The sequence below is a fragment of the Flavobacterium sp. genome, from assembly GCF_025352015.1.
Classification (GTDB): Bacteria; Bacteroidota; Bacteroidia; order Flavobacteriales; family Flavobacteriaceae; genus Flavobacterium.
In genome coordinates this window covers 1-20,776 of record NZ_JANXUG010000023.1, presented here as the reverse complement: position 1 = coordinate 20,776, position 20,776 = coordinate 1, and the positions used below count along the sequence as shown (strand labels likewise).

The window sequence follows — 20,776 nt, the reverse complement described above, 5'->3', positions numbered from 1 at the left end:
CAGCTTTAAATCCTCAATTTGATGTTTCTACTCCTGGTCAAGTAAAATTTACTTGGGAAGATAATTCAACCAATGGAAATGCACAAGCAACAGATAAAGCTATGGTTGTTGTCTATAATCCAGCAAAAGGAGAAAGTGTTTACATTACAGAGGGAGCTACAAGAGCTGATTTAACACAATCTGTTATTATTCCTTCTAACTACTCTGGAGATGATATAGAGATGTTTATATCGTTTATGAGTGCTGATGAAACACAATTATCAAATAGTATCTATATTGGCTCTGGTACGGCTTCATAAAATTAATAGATACTTATTTCAAGAACCACCTGTAAAATGGTGGTTTTTTTATGTTCAAAACATTATGATTGTGGGGATTATGTGGGGATTTTTAGCAAATAAAAAACCCTAACTAATTGATAATCAATCGTTAGGGTTTTAATTCAGCGGAGAAAGAGGGATTCGAACCCCCGGACCTGTAACAGTCAACAGTTTTCAAGACTGCCGCAATCGACCACTCTGCCATTTCTCCAATATCTTTAGCAACCCTTGCAGATTTCGGTTGCAAATATAACAACCTTTTTCATTTACCAAAAAGATTTTAAGTAAAATATATACTTATTTTTTTATCTAAAGTTATTTGTTTCACTTACTGATATTTACTTCGCAAAACTGTTACCTTTGTTAATAGGGCACATATTCTGTAATTTCTAATCCATAACCAATCATCCCTACACGCTTGGTTTGCGTCGTGTTCGATATCAGTCTTATTTTTGATATATCGATATCATGTAATATCTGTGCGCCAATGCCAAAATCTTTAACATCCATCTTAATTTGCGGAATTTTAAAGACTTTGTTAGCTTGTAATTGTTTTAATTCTGCTAAACGATGCAGTAAATCGGATGAATCTATTTCTTGATTGATGAATAAAATAGCACCTTTTTCTTCTTGAATAATTCTATTAAAAACATCCTCTAATTTCTTGTCAACTGCTATAGCCAACGTATTAAGTACATCATTTGTGGCTTGTGTCGAATTAATTCTAGTAAGTACGACATCTCCCAAATTCCAACTCCCTTTTGTTAATGCCAAATGTACTTGCTTGTTGGTAGTTTGCTGGTAAGCTCGAAGGCGGAATGTACCAAAACGGGTTTCTATTACAAAATCATCTTTTTTGACAATTAAGCTGTCATGTTGCATTCGGTAAGCAACCAAATCTTCTATAGAAACTAATTTTAAATCAAATTTTTTAGCTACTTCTACTAATTGAGGCAAACGTGCCATTGTGCCGTCTTCATTCATGATTTCTACAATAACACCTGCTGGTTTAAAACCAGCCAATCGAGCGAAATCAATAGCGGCTTCTGTATGACCTGTTCGACGTAACACACCACCTTGCTTTGCAGTTAATGGGAAAATATGTCCAGGTCGAGCCAAATCGTGTGGTTTGGTTTGTTCATGAACCAATGCCAATATTGTTTTTGCTCTATCAGAAGCAGATATTCCCGTAGTAACACCGTGTCCTTTTAAATCAACAGAAACAGTAAAAGCAGTTTCCATATGATCGGTGTTGTTTTTGACCATAGAATGCAATTCCAATTCACTGCATCTTTTTTCTGTCAAAGGTGCACAAATTAGCCCTTTACCATGGGTAGCCATGAAGTTAATCATTTGAGGTGTTACTTTTTCGGCTGCAGCCAAAAAATCACCCTCATTTTCTCGATCTTCATCGTCAACAACTATAATAATTTTGCCTTGACGAATATCTTCAATGGCCTCTTCAATAGTGTTTAGTTTTATGGACGTAGCAATATTCATTATAAATCTTTATTAGATTTTGATAAAACTTCTTTTAAATAAATAAAATAATAAAAATAGAAAAGCGGATAAAAAGGAAAAGCACCTAGCATGACTATGTAGTTTTTCAAATCTATTTTTTGGGTGGTTTGATTCGATATACGATGCAGGAGTGTTTGCGTTTTGTATAGAAATAAATAAAAAATTAAGGCAATTGCTATGGCACCAATCATTGCAATTAAACCTTGTAATTCAGAAGTAATTGTAATAATTAATAAACCTAAACAACTAATTAAAGTAAATAAGCTATACTTTTTATAGTGCTGAAAAATTATTGCAGGTTCTGTGGTCTCGTTTACAATTAGTTTTGTTTTGTTTGGTGCTATTAAAGGTTTTTTAGCAATTGTTTTATTAGTTTCTTTACTGTCAAAATCCAACTGATTTTCAATAGGCTGTAAATTAAATTTGGTGTTGGTTTTAGTAATCATAAAACGATTGTAAATATTTGTAAACCAATCAAAAGTAATGCTGAATCCTTTATCGTCGGTAGCTTTTTTTGTAAGCATTATCGCTAATGGTATTAATATGAAAGTTGCCATCCAACAACCCAAAAAAGGAGAAATCCCGTTTTGTTGTGCTACTTTTTTCCCAAAGGTATTTATGAAATGGAAGATGATAAAAATCAATATGGCAAAAACAATTGGTAATCCCAAACCGCCTTTTCTAATTATTGCTCCCAAGGGTGCGCCAATAAAAAACATTAATAAACATGCAAATGCGATAACAAATTTGTCGTACAAAGCAATCCAATGAAGGCTGATATTTTTTTGCTTATCTTCAAGTTCAAAGCGAGAACTTTCTAAAGAAAACTTTGTTGCGTCAATCGTACTACTTGCTACACGCAGGATTTGAGTTTTATCATTGGTTGAAAAACCTTGCAATAAATTATCAATATCCAGGTTAGGCGAATTGTTATTCGTTGCAATAATCGAATTTCCTGACAGGGTACGTTGTCCAATATTTTCTGAAATAGATTCAACATCTTTATTATAATTCTTTTGTAACGAATCTAGTGTGAATTTTAGTTCACTAACGTTGAGCATCGTATTGGTATTGGTAATTTTACCTTCCTCTAAATTGGTACTATTTAATTTAGACAAATCAATATTGATTACATAGCGTTTGAACTCGCTCTTGGCAAAGGGAACTTTGTTGCGATCTTCAAATTTTTTGGGAATAATATCTTCATAATAGTTGCCATCTTTCAAAACTAATTTTAGTATGTTGGAATTCTCACTACTTACTAACTCTCCTGTTTTTGCTTTGATAACGGTATTGCTACCCGCTCCAATCGCAGCTAATTCATGAATGGTGACACCATTTAAAAATTTACCATTTTCGCCCGATTTCTTCTCGACTTTAATGTTATAAGTTCCAACTTGGCTAAATTGACCTTCGGCGATTGCCATAGCAGGTTTTACTTGAGCAATATTTCTTCTAAAGTTGATAAATTTATATTCGGCAAATGGAATGACATTATTGGCAAAAAAAAAGGCACAAATACTTAATATGCAAATGAAATAAATAAGGCTTTTCATAGCTCTCTGCAATGATATTCCCGAAGATTTCATAGCGGCAAACTCATAGTTTTCTGCCAAACTACCAAAAGTCATAATTGAAGCCAAAACTATCGAAAGAGGTAATACAAGGGGGATAATACTAGGCATTTTGAACAATAAAAACTTCAAAATCATTATGAAGTCTAAATCTTTGCCAGCCAATTCAGATATGAAAAGCCAGACTACTTGAAGTACGAAAATGAAAAATAAAATTACAAAAACCGCAGCAAATGTAACGAGGAACGATTTTAATAAGTACTTGTCAAGTATTTTCACCTCGGAGTTTAATCTAGTTTATTGATGTAGTATTTAGGATACTTACTTGCAACAAATGTAAACTGATTTTTTGATAAAGGTTGATTGGTTTTAAAAGAATTAACAGAAAGGGTTGTTTTTGTCCCGTTTTTACCCATTTCAATCACATTGTAAATGTTTTTGGTTTGCGAATCAATACCTAGAAGTATTTCTTTTCGTTGATCTTTGGAATTGGCTGGTACTAATTTTATATATTGGATTTTTCGACCTTTCACATCTTGAAGAATGTCCCAAGTGTATTTGTAGCCATTGTTAAAAAAGGTAAGCATTTTTGAAGGCGTAATTGCGCCATCATCTTTTTCGTTTAAACTAGAAACAGTTACTTCTTCGTCTTCGGGAACAATAGAGTAATTTTTTTTACCGTCAAATATTTTGGTAACACCCATAAAATTTAGTACATATTTGTTTCCTTCGAGTACTAAATTACCTTTACTTTCTTTATTTATATTCTCTTTGTTATTGTTCAGTGTGTATTTAAAATCAATAGTTACATTGTTATAAGACTTAATTTTAGAGGTCACTTGGTCTAACAACTCTTTTGCTTTTTTATCTTGTGCATTTACAGTAAGTGTTACTAAAAATACGATAACAATCGAAAGTATTTTGTTCATTTTAAGCGTTGTTTTGTTCGTTGGTAAAAAATAAATCCAATGAAGCCAAATCAGGAATATTAACTCCTCTAGCTTTGCTTCCTTCAAACTGACCCACAATTCCAGCAGCTTCTAATTGATCAATTAAACGTCCTGCGCGATTGTAACCCAATTTCAACTTTCTTTGCAATAATGATGCCGAACCTTGCTGGGTCGTTACAATAATCTCCGCTGCGTCTCTAAACAAGCTGTCTCTTTCTGAAATGTCGAACTCAAGGTTTACGCTACTGCCATCTTCGCCAACATATTCGGGTAGCAAATAAGCACTTGCATAAGCTTTTTGGGAACCAATATAGTCTACAATTTTTTCTACTTCGGGTGTATCTACAAATGCACATTGTACACGCACTAAATCATTCCCGTTAGAATATAATAAATCGCCACGACCTATTAATTGATCAGCGCCTTGTGTGTCTAATATAGTTCTAGAATCAATTTTTGAAGTCACCCTAAAAGCAATTCGAGCAGGGAAATTTGCTTTAATAAGACCAGTAATTACGTTTACAGATGGTCTTTGAGTGGCAATTATTAAATGAATTCCAATAGCACGTGCTAATTGAGCCAAACGTGCAATAGGAGTTTCTACTTCTTTACCCGCAGTCATAATCAAATCTGCAAATTCATCAACAACCAAAATGATGTAAGGCAAAAAACGATGCCCATTTTCCGGATTTAATTTACGTCCTTTAAACTTATCATTGTATTCCTTAATATTACGAACCATGGCATCTTTGAGCAACGAATACCGATTGTCCATTTCGATACACAACGAATTTAGCGTATGGACCACTTTAGTATTATCGGTAATTATGGCATCACCATCATCGGGAAGTTTTGCCAAATAATGGCGTTCTATTTTATTAAAAAGTGTTAACTCAACTTTCTTTGGGTCTACCAAAACAAATTTTACTTCTGCAGGATGTTTTTTGTACAACAATGAGGTTAAAACAGCATTCAGTCCCACTGATTTTCCTTGTCCTGTTGCTCCAGCCATCAATAAGTGCGGCATTTTTGCCAAATCGACAACAAAGGTTTCGTTAGAAATTGTTTTTCCCAATGCGATTGGCAATTCCATTTCGGCTTCTTGAAATTTCGCAGAACCAATAACACTTCGCATAGGAACCATCGTCGGATTTTTATTTGGAACTTCGATACCAATAGTCCCTTTTCCGGGAATTGGTGCAATAATACGAATACCTAATGCTGCCAATGATAACGCAATATCGTCTTCTAAACTTTTTATTTTTGAAATACGAATTCCTGCTTCGGGAACAATTTCATACAAAGTTACTGATGGTCCAACGGTAGCTTTGATTTGGGCTATATCAATCTTGTAGTTTTTTAACGTTTCTACAATCCTGTTTTTATTTTCTTCCAGCTCTTCTTGATTGATAGTTATTCCAACAGAGCTATACTCTTTTAGTAAATCAATGGTCGGAAATTTATAGTTGGATAATTCTAATGTTGGGTCAAATTCCCCAAAATCGGCAACCAATTTTGCTGCTAAATTTTCTTCCACAATATCTTCGTCAGCCGCTTTTTCTATTAAAAAAACTTCATCATTTGTTTCGATAATTTCTTTTACAGGTTCATTATAAACTGGCACTGTTTGTAGCGTTGGAGTAACATTTTTTATCGTTGGTTCCAAATTAATTTCGGAAGCGTTTTCAATCGTCGGTTTTAAACCTTCTTTATTAATCTCGAATTGCGATGGTTTTAAGGTTGGTTCTTCCAGATTCTCTTCTGAATCTAAAACAGCAAATTCCTCTAAATTATAGCTAGTTCCGTTGTTATTTGTTGTTAATCCATTCATTTCCTCCTTAATATCTTTATGTTTTTTTTCAAAAAACGTTTTAATAGCATCAGGTGCTATTTTTATTTTGAAAATCAAATAAATGATAATAAAAAAGATAATGCCAAGAAGCGTTCCTGTTTTACCAATATAATCTTGAATAAATTGGTTCATTTCATACCCAATTGTTCCGCCAAGTTCGGGAAGGGTTGTGGCAAAAAAACCAAATGCTACTGACAATATTATGATGGCAAAAAAATCCCAAAACCAAGTATTTTTGAGTTTAGTAATCGGTAAATCTAATAGTAAAAAAGCGCCACTTAAAAACAATAGTTTGACAAACAGGAAGGAAGCAACCCCAAAACCACGATAAATAAATAAATCGGCAACGTAAGCTCCAAATTTACCTAACCAGTTATCAACAGTTTGAGTTCTATCTGTTAACGAGTTTACAGCACTTTGATCGGCTTGACCCGATACAAAAAAAGATATGAATGAAACCAAAAAGGCAATTGACAGTAATAGTAGAAAAAATCCAAAAAGCATTCGATATTGCTTTTTGGTCTTAAGAATTTTAATTTCCGAGTTTGGATCTTTCTTTTTGTCGGGACTTTCTTTTTTTACTGTTTTTGCCATTGGTTAATTATAAAAGCTATAAAAATAGAAATTTAATCGAATGTTTATAGAAATTTTGGTACATAAATTAATAATCCGATGGCTAGAGCAGCAATAGCCGCAAATAGTACAGCACCTGAGGCAATGTCTTTGATGAAGCCAATTCTATGATGAAATTCGGGATGAATAAAATCGGCAATTTTTTCAACAGCAGTATTTAAACTTTCTACACTCAAAACCAATCCAAAAGCCAAAATTTGCATCATCCATTCTTGTCTTGAAATATCAAAAACAAAACCAGCAATGATGAGTAACATCGCCAGCGACGATTGCACCATAATACTATGCTCGGTCGTGACTAATTTATAAGCACCTTTAACTGCATATCCTACACTTTTTAGTCGACCAGTAAATAAGGAGTTGTCTTTTTGAAATTCCATTATTCAGCAATTATACTGCAGCTAAAGCAGCTTGATAATTAGGTTCGCTACCAATTTCGGGAACTTGTTCCGCATATTTTATAATACCGTTTTCGTCTAAAACAAGTACTGCTCTCGAATGCAAACCAGCAAAGGCTCCGTCAACGATTTCCAAACCATAGTCCTTACCAAAGTTTCCGGTTTTAAAATCTGACAAACAAACTACATTTTCTAATCCTTCGGCACCACAAAACCTCGTAAAAGCAAACGGCAAATCACGCGAAATGCATAAAATTTTTGTGTTTTGTAATGTATTTGCTTTAGCATTAAAAGTTCGGGTTGAAGTGGCGCAAATTCCAGTATCAATGCTTGGAAAAATATTCAAAATTAGTTTTGAACCAGCAAAATCAAATAAAGTGACTTTGTTTAAACCTGTATTTATTAACTCAAAATTTGTTGCTTTTGAACCCGATGTTGGTAGTTCACCGCTAGTGTGTATTGGATTTCCTCCTAATGTGATTGTTGCCATTTTTATATAAAAATTTAGTCGCAAAAGTAACTAAAATAGTTCGTATTTAAGAATATGGATTTGAGATTTTAAAAAACACACAAATAAAACTTGGATATTATAATTTATATATCGTAATATTGCAATATATAAATATAGTAGTTTTATGGGAGCTTCAAAAACAGAACATTTTTCAAACGAACAAAACGAAGTAGCCTACATATTTAAGGCCATTGCTCATCCAGCACGAGTAGCGATTATTGAATATTTATTAAAAACTGACTCGTGTATTTGTACAGATATTGTCAACGAATTACCGTTGGCACAGCCAACAGTTTCTCAACATTTGAAAGAGTTAAAAAATGCTGGAATAATAAAAGGAAGTGTTGAAGGAAATGCCATTTGCTACTGCATTAACGAAGTTATCTTAAAGAAAATCGAAAGTTATTTTTCGGTAATGAATATCAAATTAAAAAATAAATGCTGTTGATAAACAGGGAGTTATGAGGTTAAAGTTTCTTTTCTATTCACAAGCTCTTAATTTTTTTTTATTAAAATCTAATACAAAACAAAGTGAAACTATCTGACATTAAAATCGAATTAAAAAAGCAAAGCACATTAGCTTTTAAATTACCCAATTGCGAAATGGTTCCCAATCATTTTCATATAACCGAAGTGGGAAAAGTGACCAAACATTTTAACGATTGCGGCGGTGAAGTTCGCATTGAAGAAGCTGCTAATTTTCAGTTGTGGGAAGCAAATGATTATGACCATCGTTTGCATCCAGAAAAATTAATTGACTTTATCGAACTTTCTGAAAAATTATTGGAAATGAGTAATTTAGAAATTGAAGTTGAATATCAAATGAAAGAAACTATTGGTAAATTTAGTTTGTATTTTGACAGAACTAATTTTTGTTTGGTGCCAAAAATAACCGATTGTTTAGCCAATGATAAGTGCGGAATAGCACCAGCGCTCATCGAATCAAAAATAGGAGCATGGAAAGAAAAAGCTTCCTGTTGTGCACCAAATGCAGGTTGTTGATAGGATGAAAAATTTCGCTATCAAACACAAAAAGAAAATTATAATTACGACAACCGTTTTAATTTTAAACCTTATTTATGGATTTGATCCAAGATTTACCATTATTAATTTAGTGTGGATTTTAATTTGATTATGAGAATAAAAGAACATTGGGAAAACGTTTTTTCTACAAAAACTGAAAATGAAGTGAGCTGGTATCAAGCGTATCCGCATATTTCAATCGATTTTATTCAACAATTTCAATTGCGATTTGATGCTCAAATTATTGATGTTGGTGGAGGTGACAGTTATTTGATTGATGCACTTTTGGAATTGGGTTTTAGCAATTTGACGGTGCTTGATATTTCTGCAAAAGCTATCGAAAGACTTAAAAACAGACTAGGAAGCAGAGCAAATAATAAAGTTACTTTTATCGTTTCCGACATTTTAGATTTTGATCCAACTGTAGCTTATGATTTGTGGCATGATAGAGCATCTTTTCATTTTTTAACAGAAAAAAATCAAATTCAAAAATATGCAAAAGTGATTGCATTGGCTACAGCCGATAACGGCAAACTTGTGATAGGAACTTTTTCTGAAAAAGGACCAACAAAATGTAGTGGTTTAACTATTACTCAATATTCTGAAATTAAAATGATTGAAGTATTCCAAGCGTATTTTGATTTTATTGCTTCCAAAGAAGTAGAACACCAAACACCTTTTACGACCATTCAAAACTTTATTTTTTGCAATTTTAAACGAAAGATAAGATGAAAAATATTTTAATTTTATGCACAGGAAATAGTTGTCGTAGCCAGATAGCACATGGCTATTTCGAATATTTTACAGATTCTGCTAAAGTCAAAGTGTACTCTGCTGGTGTGGAAACTAACGGTGTCAATCCGAAAGCAATTATCGTTTTGAAGGAAGACAACATCGATATTTCGCACTATACTTCTAATAACATCGATGAATATTTTGATGTTTCGTTTGATTATGTGATTACAGTTTGTGATAATGCAAAAGAGCGATGTCCTTTTTTTACAACGCAGGCTAAAAAATTTCATCATAATTTTCCTGACCCAGCAAAAGCGGTTGGGACCGATACGGAAGTTATGCAACAATTCCGAAAAGTCAGAGAACAGATAAAAACTTATTGTAAACTGTTTGTGGAAGATAATGAAGTCTAAAAAAGTCCAGATTTCTCGGGACTAAATTTAATATATGAGATTTGGTATCTACAATTTATATATGCAGCGGTCTATTATCTGTTGCCGCTAATGCTGCTTCTTTAAGAGCCTCTGCAAATGTTGGATGCGCATGCGACATTCTGGAAATATCTTCGGCGGAGGCTCTAAATTCCATTGCAATTACCGCTTCAGCAATCAAATCGGCACAACGTGCACCAATCATATGAACACCTAAAACTTCGTCTGTTTTTGCATCGGCTAATATTTTTACAAATCCGTCTAAATCGCCACCCGCACGAGCTCTTCCTAATGCTTTAAAAGGAAAACTTCCCGCTTTGTATTCAATTCCGTCGGCTTTCAATTGCTCTTCTGTTTTTCCTACTGTGGCAACTTCTGGCCAAGTGTAAACAACTCCCGGAATTAAATTATAATCAATATGTGGTTTTTGTCCTGCCAATATTTCGGCAACCATTACACCCTCTTCTTCGGCTTTGTGTGCCAACATTGCTCCACGAACAACATCGCCAATCGCATAAATGTTAGGGATATTGGTTTGTAAATAATCGTTTACTTCCACCATTCCACGTTCTGTGATTTTTACACCAGCTTTGTCAGCATTCAATCCTACTGTATACGGACGACGACCTACTGAGACTAGAGAATAATCACCTTCTAAAGTGATGGTTTCGCCTTTAGCATTTTCTGCTTGAACCATGATACTATCGCCTTTCCTTTCTACTGATTTCACTTTATGGGAAACGTAGAATTTTATTCCCTGTTTTTTTAACACTTTTGTTAATTCTTTCGACAAACTTGCATCCATTCCCGGAATAATTCTGTCCATAAATTCAACTACCGAAACTTGTGCTCCTAGTCGCAAATACACTTGTCCTAGTTCAATTCCGATTACACCACCACCGATGATTATTAGATGTTTAGGGACTTCTGGCAATTTTAACGCTTCAGTTGAGGTAATAATTCTTTCTTTATCCAGTTTTATAAAAGATAGATTAGATGGTTTTGAACCCGTTGCAATAATAATATTTTTAGCTTCGAGAACTTCCGAGGTTCCAGCTGATTTGGTTATTTTTACGTGAGTTGCATCTTCAAATGAACCTAAACCTTCGTAAACCGTGATTTTATTTTTATCCATTAAAAATTTTACGCCACCCGATGTTTGGTCTACAACAGCTTGTTTACGAGCAATCATTTTTTCGAGGTTTACTTTTACTTCGCCTGAAACTTCAATTCCATGATCGGCAAAATGTTGTAATTCTTCGTAATGATGTGACGATGCTAATAACGCTTTGGACGGAATACAACCCACGTTGAGACACGTTCCACCCAAATTAGAATATTTTTCGATGATTGCAGTTTTAAAACCTAATTGGGCACATCGAATTGCTGATACATATCCGCCAGGACCTGACCCTATAATGATTACGTCGAATGAACTCATGATTATGTGTTTGTTAATTTATTTTTTGCGTCACAAAATTACAGCTTTTATTTCAGTTAAAAAATAAAATAAAAACAGCATTTATAAGATAAATTTTAAGATTATTTTTAATTAATAAGGTTAGGAATACAATATCAAAAAACTTTATTTTTTTTATGTTAAAATTTAGAAAATCAACTAAATTATGATTTCATTTCGTTAATTTTGAGGTAGAATATTAGAAATAATTGTTCAAAAGAACAATGAAATAAGATATTCAAAATGAGGAGCTTTAACAGTAATAATTTACTTCTCATTGTATACAAATTTATACTCATTAAAAGCAATCGTTAAGAAGAAATTTTTCCTTTTGCAGTTGGTAAAAACCAATAGATTTAAATAATGAAAACAGTGACTGGCTGTTAAAAAGCAAAAGTGGGTTATGAGTAAGTGATATAAGGCTGTGTAGAAAATCCGTTATAGAGAATTCTTTAACGGATTTTTTTTGTAATCTATAGTTTATAATTGGAGATTATTTTATATTTTTAAGTCTCAAAATGAAACGTTTATCAATTTATAACAAACAAAACTATAACAATTATGAAAAAATCAATTATTAACTTCGTCTTGATTTTATCATGTGCGAACTTATCAGCACAATGGAAGTATCCCAATACTAAAAAAGTATCCGTTACTGATACTTATTTTGGAACTAATTACACCGATTCCTATCGTTGGTTAGAAAACATGAAAGATCCAAGTGTTGTGTCTTGGTTCAAAGAACAAGCTGATTTAACCAATGCTACTCTTAATAAAATATCGGGTAGAAATGAACTTATTGCAGAATGGAAAAGTTTGGATAAACTGCAACCGCCATCGTATCGTTCTCGAACTAAAGAAGGAGGAAGGTTTTTTTATCAAAAAACAATGCCAGGCGAAAAAGTTAGTAAAATATATTTTCGAGAAGGAGATACTGGGGCAGAACAGTTACTTTTTGATCCGCTTACTTTCATAGCTGGAAAAACGCTTTCGGTACAACAAATTTCTCCAAGTTTTGATGGTAAAAAATTACTTATTGCCTATTCAGAAAGTGGTGCTGAAGTTTCCACTATTCAAGTAATGAATGTAGATACCAAACAATTTTTATCTGATGTTATAAAAAATACTGCGGGCATTGTAAGTTGGACTTTTGACAATACCTCATTTATATATATGTGGATAAAATCGGCAGATAATACCGATCCTAACGGGCGTTTAAATCCCAAATCAAAGTTGCACAAACTAGCTACAGATAGCTATCAAGATAATGACTTTTTTAGCAATGAATCATATCCAAAATTAAATATTGATTCCAAATCTTATCCGTCTGCTTTTTTTATTAAAGATTCAAAAGACTACATATTTGCTACTGAAGGAACCGTTCAAAACGAAATGAAATTTTATTATGCACCCATATCTTATGCTTTTTCTAAAAATATACCATGGAAAACACTTTGTACACCAGATGATAAATTAGTCCGTGGATTTGACATGGCTGGAGATAAAGTGTATGCCATTACATACAATGGAGCCAAAAATTATAAATTAATAGAAACGGATTTAAAAAACCCAAATTGGTCTACCGCAAAAACGATTGGGTCAGAAAAAAAATCACAAACCCTCGAATCTTTTTCTCGTTCTAAAGATTATTTATTACTAAACTATAGTGATGGGATTAACAATCATTTATACCAATACAACATAAAAACACAAGCTACTACCGAAGTCAAAATGCCTTTTATTGGCGCTGCGTATGCCTTTTGTATTGATACAAAAACCAATGATTTTTATGTAATTATCACATCATGGAACAAGCCACCTTCTGAATTTAAATATAGTGCTGAATCAAATAATTTCGAGCCTAGCTCTTTTAATAAACCTGCCGTTTATCCTGAAGCATATAAAAATCTTGTTGTTGAAGAAGTTGAAGTCAAAGGTCATGATGGCGCTATGATACCATTATCAATCATTTACAAAAAAGGATTAAAAAAGGATGGTTCCAATATTTGTTTGATGGATAGTTATGGAGCGTATGGATTTAGTATGTCTCCTTATTTTAATGTTATGGAAAATTCCTTGGCAGTTAGAGACGTTGTTATTGCAATTCCTCATGTTCGCGGTGGTAGCGAAAAAGGCGAAGATTGGTACAAAGCAGGTTTTAAAACTACAAAGCCCAATACGTGGAAAGATTTTATAAGTTGTGGAGAATATCTTGTGGCAAACGGATATACATCACCAAAAAAGTTAGCAGGTACCGGAACCAGTGCTGGCGGTATTTTAATATCGCGTGCTATTACAGAAAGACCAGATTTATTTGCAGCCGCCATTTGTAATGTCGGTTGCGCCAACACCATGAGAGGAGAATTTTCATCAAATGGTCCGGTTAATACGCCAGAATTTGGAACTGTATCTAAAGAAGAAGAATGTAAAGCTTTGTTTGAAATGGATGGCATGCAACATGTCAAAGAGAACACAAATTATCCAGCCGTGATATGTGTTGGGGGTTGGAATGACCCAAGAGTAGTGGTGTGGCAACCAGGAAAATTTGCTGCTGCAGTTCAAAATGCTTCTACTTCTGGAAAACCGGTATTGATGAAAGTCAACTATAATAACGGCCATTTTACCGAAGATAAAGAGGTGACTTTTGCTAATTTTGCTGATCAATTCTCTTTTGTTTTGTGGCAATGTGGGCATCCAAATTTTCAGTTAAAAAATTAAAAATTTGAATTAGATTTAAATCCCATCTTATATTTAAAAATGAGATGGGATTTATATTTATTCAGTTCCTAATTTAGTTTACTGTTTTTAAAGCTGTACATAAAATAAACACATAACCCAATAATTAACCAACTGCCAAACCACATCCAATTTAAAATGGTCATTCCGGTGAGCAAATAGCAACAAGAAATAAGTCCCAACAATGGAATTAAGGATAGTTTTTTTACAAATGAAACTCCAATCATGATTAGTACTAAAATGTAAAATAAAACCAACGGTAAATTAATTGCTATTTTATCATCAGAAAAATCAAAAGCAGTAGAAAAATAAGTTGGAAATAAATAATTAACTGCTAAACCTGAAAGTAAAACCAATATTGGAAAAATAAATTTTGAATTGATATAAGGCAAATTAAATTTTCCTGCTTCTTTTTCTCGTCTTGGTATCAATAATACGCCACCACAAACCAGCACAAAAGCAAACAAAGTTGCAATACTTGTAAAATCAAGTACAAATGTTTTGTCTGTAAATAATATTGGAATTCCAACTACTAAACCTGTAATAACTGTAGCAAACGAAGGAGTTTGATGTGTTGGATGTATCTTCTGAAAAACTTTTGGTAGTAATCCATCACGACTCATACTCATCCAAATTCTAGGTTGTCCCATCTGAAAAACCAATAAAACACTGGTCATGGCGACAACAGCACAAATAGAAACTAAAAATTGCATCCAACCAATATTCAAATTTTGAGGTTCAAAAATAAAGGCCAATGGATCACCAACACCTTCAAAATTTTTAAAATTTACAGCACCAGTGAGCACCAACGCCAATAAAATATAAATAATGGTACAAATAATCAAAGACAATATCATTCCTCTTGGTAAATCTTTTTGAGGATCTTTACTTTCTTCTGCCAAAACACTCACGGCATCAAAACCGATATAGGCAAAAAACACACCGCTCACAGCTGCCATAACGCCACCAAAACCGTTAGGCATAAAGGAATGAACACCGCTGCTATTGGCAGGTGACCAATTGAAAGTTAATCCATTTGAAAAAACCAAATACCCACCCACTAAAATGATTAACGCAACCACAGCCATTTTTAACCAAACCATCAGATTGCTGAAATTTCGACTTTCTTTAATTCCTTTATAAACTAAATAAGTGATGAAAAAATTAATTATCAAAGCAGGAAAATCAACAATAATTTTGAAGTCACCAATCAATGGCGCTGCATTCCAAGCTTCAACTAGTTCTTTGTTAGAACTATTGTTGAAGAAAGCGTGTTTAGCTTCCATATAACTCGTACAAAAATAGGGTGGAATATGAATGGAACATCGCTCTAAAAAAGAAGTAAAATAATCACTCCAACTAAAAGCAACATAAATGTTACCGATGGAATATTCCATAATTAATGCCCATCCAATTATCCACGCAAATACTTCACCAAAACTTGCATAAGCATAGGTGTAAGCGCTTCCAGCTGTAGGTATTCTGCTTGCAAATTCACTATAACAAAAAGCAGTAAAGGCACAGGCTATTGCTGTAATTACAAATAAAATAACTACTCCTGGGCCGCCTTTAAATATTGCTTCTCCTAAACTTGTAAAACTACCGGCGCCAAGAATAGCTGCAATACCAAAAAATGTTAAATCTTTGACGGTAAGAACTTTTTTTAAACCTGAAGAGTGCGCGCCTTCATTTCCTTGATTTACGATTGAATTAATTGATTTTTTTCGAAATATTTTGGTTAAGGACATGTTTATTCTTTTGGTTTTGAAGAAAACAAATATATAAAAGATTTGATATTAAGACGCGAATGTCCGTTCTGCATTCAGGTTTTTTTTGAAATATATTTAAGGAGGCGCAGTTTCAATATAAGTTTTGATAATTAACAAATAGTAATATATAATTAAAAACTATGAAAACCCCACAAGAAGATTGATTAAATTTGGAAGTTGAAATCTAACAAAAAAATATACTAATAAATATGGAAAATAATGTTAATCCAAACTCTACTTCGTACAACGTTAATGGTGAAAATAAATGCCCGTTTTCTGGAGGAACTGCCGCAAAAAAAAGTGCTGGTAATGGTATGAGAAATAATGGCTGGTGGCCTAATCAGCTAAAACTGAATATTCTTCGTCAGAATTCAGCAATGGTCAATCCTATGGGGGAAGTTTTCGACTATGCAAAAGAGTTCAATTCACTTGATTTACAAGTTTTTAAAAATGACATTTTAAATTTGATGACAGATTCTCAAGACTGGTGGCCAGCAGATTTTGGAAGTTATGCAGGATTATTTATCCGTTTGGCCTGGCACAGTGCGGGAACTTATCGTATTGCTGATGGTCGCGGTGGCGCAGGTTTTGGAACACAACGTTTTGCACCACTTAACAGTTGGCCGGATAATGCCAATTTAGACAAAGCTCGTTTACTGCTTTGGCCAATTAAACAAAAATATGGAAAGAAAATTTCATGGGCAGATTTGATGATTTTAGCAGGCAACTGCGCTTTAGAATCGGCCGGATTTGAGACTTTTGGTTTTGCTGGCGGACGTGAAGATGTATGGGAACCACAAGAAGATATTTATTGGGGTTCAGAGAATGTTTGGTTAGATGACAAGAGATATAGTGGCGACCGAGAATTAGAACAACCATTAGCCGCAGTTCAAATGGGGTTAATTTATGTAAATCCGGAAGGACCAAATGGGAATCCAGATCCATTATTAGCAGCACGTGACATACGCGAAACTTTTGCACGTATGGCAATGAATGACGAAGAAACAGTAGCTTTAATTGCGGGCGGACACACGCTGGGTAAAACGCATGGTGCTGCAGATCCTAGCCAATATGTTGGTGCTGAACCTGCCGGAGCGCTTATTGAGCATCAAAGTCAAGGTTGGTTAAATAGTTTTGGTGCGGGAAATGCGGGCGACACAATTACAAGTGGACTTGAAGGTACATGGACGACGACGCCAACAAAATGGAGTAATAATTACTTTGAAAACTTATTCGGTTTTGAATGGGAATTGTCAAAAAGTCCTGCTGGTGCGCATCAGTGGACTCCTAAAAATGGAGCAGGAGTAAATACAGTTCCAGACGCGCACGATGCATCAAAAAGTCACGCACCGTTTATGTTGACTACTGATTTATCCCTGCGATTTGATCCTATTTATGAAAAAATTTCAAGACGTTTCCACGAAAATCCATCAGAATTTAATGATGCATTTGCCAAAGCGTGGTTCAAGTTAACACATCGTGATATGGGGCCAAAAGCACGTTACCTTGGTTCTGAAGTACCCGCCGAAGATCTAATTTGGCAAGACCCAATTCCTGCCGCAAACTATCAACATATTGATGGTAATGATGTTGCCTCACTAAAAACAAAAATTCTTGCATCGGGATTATCGGTATCAGAATTAGTTGCTACAGCTTGGGCTTCTGCATCTACCTTTCGAGGTTCTGACAAACGTGGTGGTGCAAATGGAGCTCGTATTCGTTTAGCGCCACAAAAAGACTGGAAAGTTAATAACCCAAATCAGTTAGCAAAGGTATTGGCTGTATTTGAAAATATTAAAGAAGAATTTAACAGCACAAATTTTGAGTCCAAACAAGTTTCCATCGCTGACTTAATTGTTCTTGGCGGAAATGCTGCAATTGAAAAAGCAGCTTTGAATGCCGGTCACTCAATCGTTGTACCCTTTCAACCCGGAAGAACAGATGCTTTACAAACCCAAACTGATGTTGAATCCTTTGCAGTGCTAGAACCTCAAGCCGATGGTTTCCGGAACTATGTAAAAACAAAATATGCTGTTTCTGCTGAAGAATTGCTGCTAGATAAAGCACAATTATTAACATTAACAGCACCAGAAATGACCGTTCTTATTGGTGGGATGCGCGTACTGAATACTAATTTTGATCAGTCGCAATCTGGTGTTTTTACCAAAAAGCTAGAAGCACTTACCAACGATTTTTTTACAAACTTACTAGATTTAAAGAGCACTTGGAAAGCCGTTTCAGAATCTGATGATGCCTTTGTTGGCACTGATAGAAATTCGGGTACTATAAAATGGGTAGGAACACGGGTTGATCTCATATTTGGATCTAACACGGAGCTACGCGCTATTGCTGAAGTTTATGCATGCGATGATGCTAAAGAAAAGTTTGTAAATGACTTCGTATCGGCATGGAATAAGGTGATGAACCTAGACCGATTTGATTTAGTTTAATTACAAACAAAAAGTATTTAAAATCCTCTTGTTCTTTTAGCAAGAGGATTTTTATTTTGAACTTAGCATTGCATTTAATATTGGAATTCAAGAATTTTTTTATCGTAATTTTGAAAAACATAAAACTCACTCACTTTTGAGAACATCAATCTCCCGAATTATTGATAATCCAATGCTTTTTAAGCAACAACTTTTACTATGGTCTGAACAGTTTCGAGAAGTTGTTTTTTTAGATTCTAATGACTATAATCAAAAATATTCTAGTTTTGATTGTGCGCTTGCCGTAGATGCTTTTACAGCTATAAAAACAGATTATCACAACGCTTTTGAAGACTTGAAACAGTATAAACAAGTAACCAAAGATTGGTTGTTTGGACATTTGTCCTATGAATTGAAAAATGATATTGAGGATTTACAATCCAATAACTTTGACGGATTGCATTTTCCCGATTTGTTTTTTTTTCAACCAAAAAAGTTATTTCTTTTAAAAGGAAATCAGTTAGAAGTTCACTATTTACTGTTATGCGATGATGAAATCGAATCTGATTTTTTAGCAATCCAAACTTTCCATCAAGCATCAAGCATCAACCATCAAACGATAACCATTCATCAAAGAATTTTAAAAAAAAATTACATTGACAAAGTTAATAAAATGCTCGAATACATTCATCGAGGTGCTATTTATGAAGCCAATTTTTGTATGGAATTTTATGCCGAAAATACAACGATTAATCCGTTAGAAATTTATCAAAAACTCAATGCTATTTCTAAACCACCCTTTGCCACTTTTTTTAAAAACTATCAACAGTATTTAATGTGCGCTTCACCAGAGCGCTATCTACGAAAAGAAAATAACAAGGTTATTTCGCAACCTATTAAAGGAACTGCCAAACGTTTTTTTGATACCTTTTTAGATGAAAAATCCAAAACCGAGTTGGCAACAAATCCAAAAGAACGTTCAGAAAATATCATGATTGTAGATTTGGTGCGTAATGATTTATCAAATACAGCAATCAAAGGCTCTGTCGTCGTCGAAAAATTATGTGCTATTTACTCGTTTGAACAAGTGCATCAAATGATTTCGACAGTGGTTTCAAATGTAGAAAATACAATTTCGCCAATAGAAATTTTACGAACAACTTTTCCAATGGGAAGTATGACTGGCGCGCCAAAAATTTCGTCTACCAAAATAATCGAGGAATTAGAAGAAACCAAACGCGGTTTGTACAGCGGAGCTGTCGGGTATTTCACTCCCGATAATGATTTCGATTTTAATGTTGTTATCCGAAGCATTTTATACAATGCCCAAAACAAATACGTTTCATTCTCGGTGGGAAGTGCCATTACTTCGGGAGCAAATCCTGAACAAGAATATGACGAATGTTTGCTAAAAGCCAAAGCGCTATTTGAAGTTTTAAGTTGAATTAAAATTATTACTTTTGAAAATGCTCACAAAATTTCAAAATCATATCTATTCCAATTTTCCTTTTCTTCAAGGTAGTAAACTACTTCTAGCAGTAAGTGGCGGTTTAGACAGTATGGTTTTGTTGCATTTGTGCTATCAATTGAAGCTTGACATCCGAATTGCGCATTGCAATTTTCAGTTGCGTGATGCTGAAAGTGATGAAGATGAGAATTTTGTCCAATTGCAAGCAGAAAGATTACAAATTCCAATTTACATTCAAAAATTCGACACCCAAGAATTTGCCAAACAAAATAAACTTTCCATTCAAGTTGTTGCTCGAAACCTTCGGTATGATTGGTTCAACACACTTTTGGCAACACATCATTTTGATTATATTTTGACAGCACACCATCTAGATGACAGTTTAGAAACCTTTTTAATAAATTTTGTACGAGGTTCAGGATTGGACGGTTTGACTGGAATTCCGCCGCAAAACGGAAATATTATCCGAACATTATTACCATTTTCAAGAAAAGAAATCGAAACGTTTGCCACAGAAAAAACTATTACGTGGCGTGAAGACAGTAGCAATTTATCTGGTAAATATGTAAGGAATAAACTCCGGCTCGACGTAATTCCAATACTAAAAGAACTAAATTTAAGTTTGCTAACCTCATTTGAAAGTACCATATCCAACCTTCAACAGTCGCAATCACTAATCAATGACGCTTCGCAAAGTGTTTTTAAAGAAGTGGTTCTTGAGGACGATACTATAAATATTGATATTGCAAAACTCAAGGGTTTTCCAAATTATGAAGCCTATTTATACCAATGGCTGCAACCCTTTGGATTTAAAGCATGGAACGATATTTACGCATTGGTTAACGCGCAATCGGGGAAGCAAGTATTTTCGGAAACACATATTTTGTTAAAAAATAGAAATCATTTGATTTTATTTCCAAAATTTCGCACTTTACCAATTAACTTAATAAGATCCTGCTCTTCGCCT

General features: G+C 34.0%; 16 protein-coding genes, 1 tRNA gene and 1 pseudogene. 9 read left to right on the top strand and 9 right to left on the bottom strand.

Features of this window, described 5'->3' with window-relative positions; translation table 11 throughout:
- On the top strand, nucleotides 1–299 hold a 299-nt coding region (locus Q0Q96_RS02630), incomplete at its 5' end, for a DUF6266 family protein (protein WP_293871402.1).
- A gap of 147 nt (nucleotides 300–446) precedes the next feature.
- Here the strand turns inward: Q0Q96_RS02630 and Q0Q96_RS02625 are convergent.
- The 7 genes and pseudogenes from Q0Q96_RS02625 to tpx form a co-directional block, all read right to left on the bottom strand.
- Nucleotides 447–531: transfer RNA gene (locus tag Q0Q96_RS02625), tRNA-Ser, on the bottom strand.
- A 152-nt stretch (nucleotides 532–683) separates the two neighbouring features.
- The gene (gene ribB, locus Q0Q96_RS02620) at nucleotides 684–1,820 is read right to left on the bottom strand and encodes a 3,4-dihydroxy-2-butanone-4-phosphate synthase (protein ID WP_293871400.1); all 1,137 of its coding nucleotides are present in this window, start codon (nucleotides 1,818–1,820) and stop codon (nucleotides 684–686) included.
- Nucleotides 1,821–2,314: 494 nt separating this feature from the next.
- Nucleotides 2,315–3,694: pseudogene (locus Q0Q96_RS02615) on the bottom strand (LptF/LptG family permease); the annotation flags it as partial.
- Nucleotides 3,695–3,702: 8 nt separating this feature from the next.
- Nucleotides 3,703–4,344 carry an outer membrane lipoprotein carrier protein LolA gene (locus Q0Q96_RS02610; RefSeq protein ID WP_293871398.1) on the bottom strand — a complete coding sequence of 214 codons (642 nt, stop codon included), beginning with the start codon at nucleotides 4,342–4,344 and terminating at the stop codon, nucleotides 3,703–3,705.
- Nucleotide 4,345: 1 nt separating this feature from the next.
- A complete protein-coding gene (locus tag Q0Q96_RS02605; protein WP_293871395.1) occupies nucleotides 4,346–6,811 on the bottom strand; it encodes a DNA translocase FtsK in 2,466 nt (821 codons plus the stop codon).
- Between the two features lie 44 nt (nucleotides 6,812–6,855).
- Nucleotides 6,856–7,230, bottom strand: coding sequence for a diacylglycerol kinase family protein (locus Q0Q96_RS02600; protein WP_293871393.1), 375 nt, complete (start codon nucleotides 7,228–7,230; stop codon nucleotides 6,856–6,858).
- Nucleotides 7,231–7,240: 10 nt separating this feature from the next.
- Nucleotides 7,241–7,738 (bottom strand): thiol peroxidase, encoded by a 498-nt coding sequence (gene tpx, locus Q0Q96_RS02595; protein ID WP_293871391.1) that lies wholly within the window; start codon nucleotides 7,736–7,738, stop codon nucleotides 7,241–7,243.
- Between the two features lie 145 nt (nucleotides 7,739–7,883).
- Between tpx and Q0Q96_RS02590 the strand changes: the two genes are divergently transcribed.
- The 4 genes from Q0Q96_RS02590 to Q0Q96_RS02575 all read left to right on the top strand — a co-directional run bounded on the left by Q0Q96_RS02590 (nucleotide 7,884) and on the right by Q0Q96_RS02575 (nucleotide 9,930).
- Complete coding sequence (locus tag Q0Q96_RS02590; protein WP_293871388.1) at nucleotides 7,884–8,207, top strand: metalloregulator ArsR/SmtB family transcription factor; 324 nt, start codon at nucleotides 7,884–7,886, stop codon at nucleotides 8,205–8,207.
- A gap of 83 nt (nucleotides 8,208–8,290) precedes the next feature.
- Nucleotides 8,291–8,761: a DUF6428 family protein gene (locus Q0Q96_RS02585; protein ID WP_293871385.1), complete on the top strand. Its 471-nt coding sequence runs from the start codon at nucleotides 8,291–8,293 to the stop codon at nucleotides 8,759–8,761.
- A gap of 132 nt (nucleotides 8,762–8,893) precedes the next feature.
- Nucleotides 8,894–9,514: a class I SAM-dependent methyltransferase gene (locus Q0Q96_RS02580; RefSeq protein ID WP_293871383.1), complete on the top strand. Its 621-nt coding sequence runs from the start codon at nucleotides 8,894–8,896 to the stop codon at nucleotides 9,512–9,514.
- Complete coding sequence (locus Q0Q96_RS02575) at nucleotides 9,511–9,930, top strand: arsenate reductase ArsC (protein WP_293871380.1); 420 nt, start codon at nucleotides 9,511–9,513, stop codon at nucleotides 9,928–9,930. Before Q0Q96_RS02580 ends, Q0Q96_RS02575 begins: the two co-directional genes overlap by 4 nt.
- Nucleotides 9,931–9,985: 55 nt before the next feature.
- On the opposite strand, the gene lpdA is transcribed toward Q0Q96_RS02575, so the two are convergent.
- The gene (lpdA, locus tag Q0Q96_RS02570; RefSeq protein ID WP_293871377.1) at nucleotides 9,986–11,389 is read right to left on the bottom strand and encodes a dihydrolipoyl dehydrogenase; all 1,404 of its coding nucleotides are present in this window, start codon (nucleotides 11,387–11,389) and stop codon (nucleotides 9,986–9,988) included.
- 579 nt (nucleotides 11,390–11,968) lie between these two features.
- Here lpdA and Q0Q96_RS02565 point away from each other — a divergent pair.
- Nucleotides 11,969–14,125 carry a prolyl oligopeptidase family serine peptidase gene (locus Q0Q96_RS02565; protein WP_293871375.1) on the top strand — a complete coding sequence of 719 codons (2,157 nt, stop codon included), beginning with the start codon at nucleotides 11,969–11,971 and terminating at the stop codon, nucleotides 14,123–14,125.
- 68 nt (nucleotides 14,126–14,193) lie between these two features.
- Here Q0Q96_RS02565 and Q0Q96_RS02560 read toward each other — a convergent pair whose 3' ends face one another.
- A complete protein-coding gene (locus Q0Q96_RS02560; protein WP_293871372.1) occupies nucleotides 14,194–15,891 on the bottom strand; it encodes an amino acid permease in 1,698 nt (565 codons plus the stop codon).
- Nucleotides 15,892–16,121: 230 nt separating this feature from the next.
- Here Q0Q96_RS02560 and katG point away from each other — a divergent pair, with 230 nt between their 5' ends.
- The 3 genes from katG to tilS all read left to right on the top strand — a co-directional run.
- On the top strand, nucleotides 16,122–18,362 hold the full coding sequence (gene katG / locus Q0Q96_RS02555; protein ID WP_293871370.1) for a catalase/peroxidase HPI: 2,241 nt from the start codon (nucleotides 16,122–16,124) through the stop codon (nucleotides 18,360–18,362).
- A 136-nt stretch (nucleotides 18,363–18,498) separates the two neighbouring features.
- Nucleotides 18,499–19,785 (top strand): anthranilate synthase component I family protein, encoded by a 1,287-nt coding sequence (locus Q0Q96_RS02550; protein ID WP_293871368.1) that lies wholly within the window; start codon nucleotides 18,499–18,501, stop codon nucleotides 19,783–19,785.
- 22 nt (nucleotides 19,786–19,807) lie between these two features.
- Nucleotides 19,808–20,776, top strand: a 969-nt coding sequence (gene tilS, locus Q0Q96_RS02545) for a tRNA lysidine(34) synthetase TilS (protein ID WP_293871365.1), incomplete at its 3' end; no start/stop codon positions are given.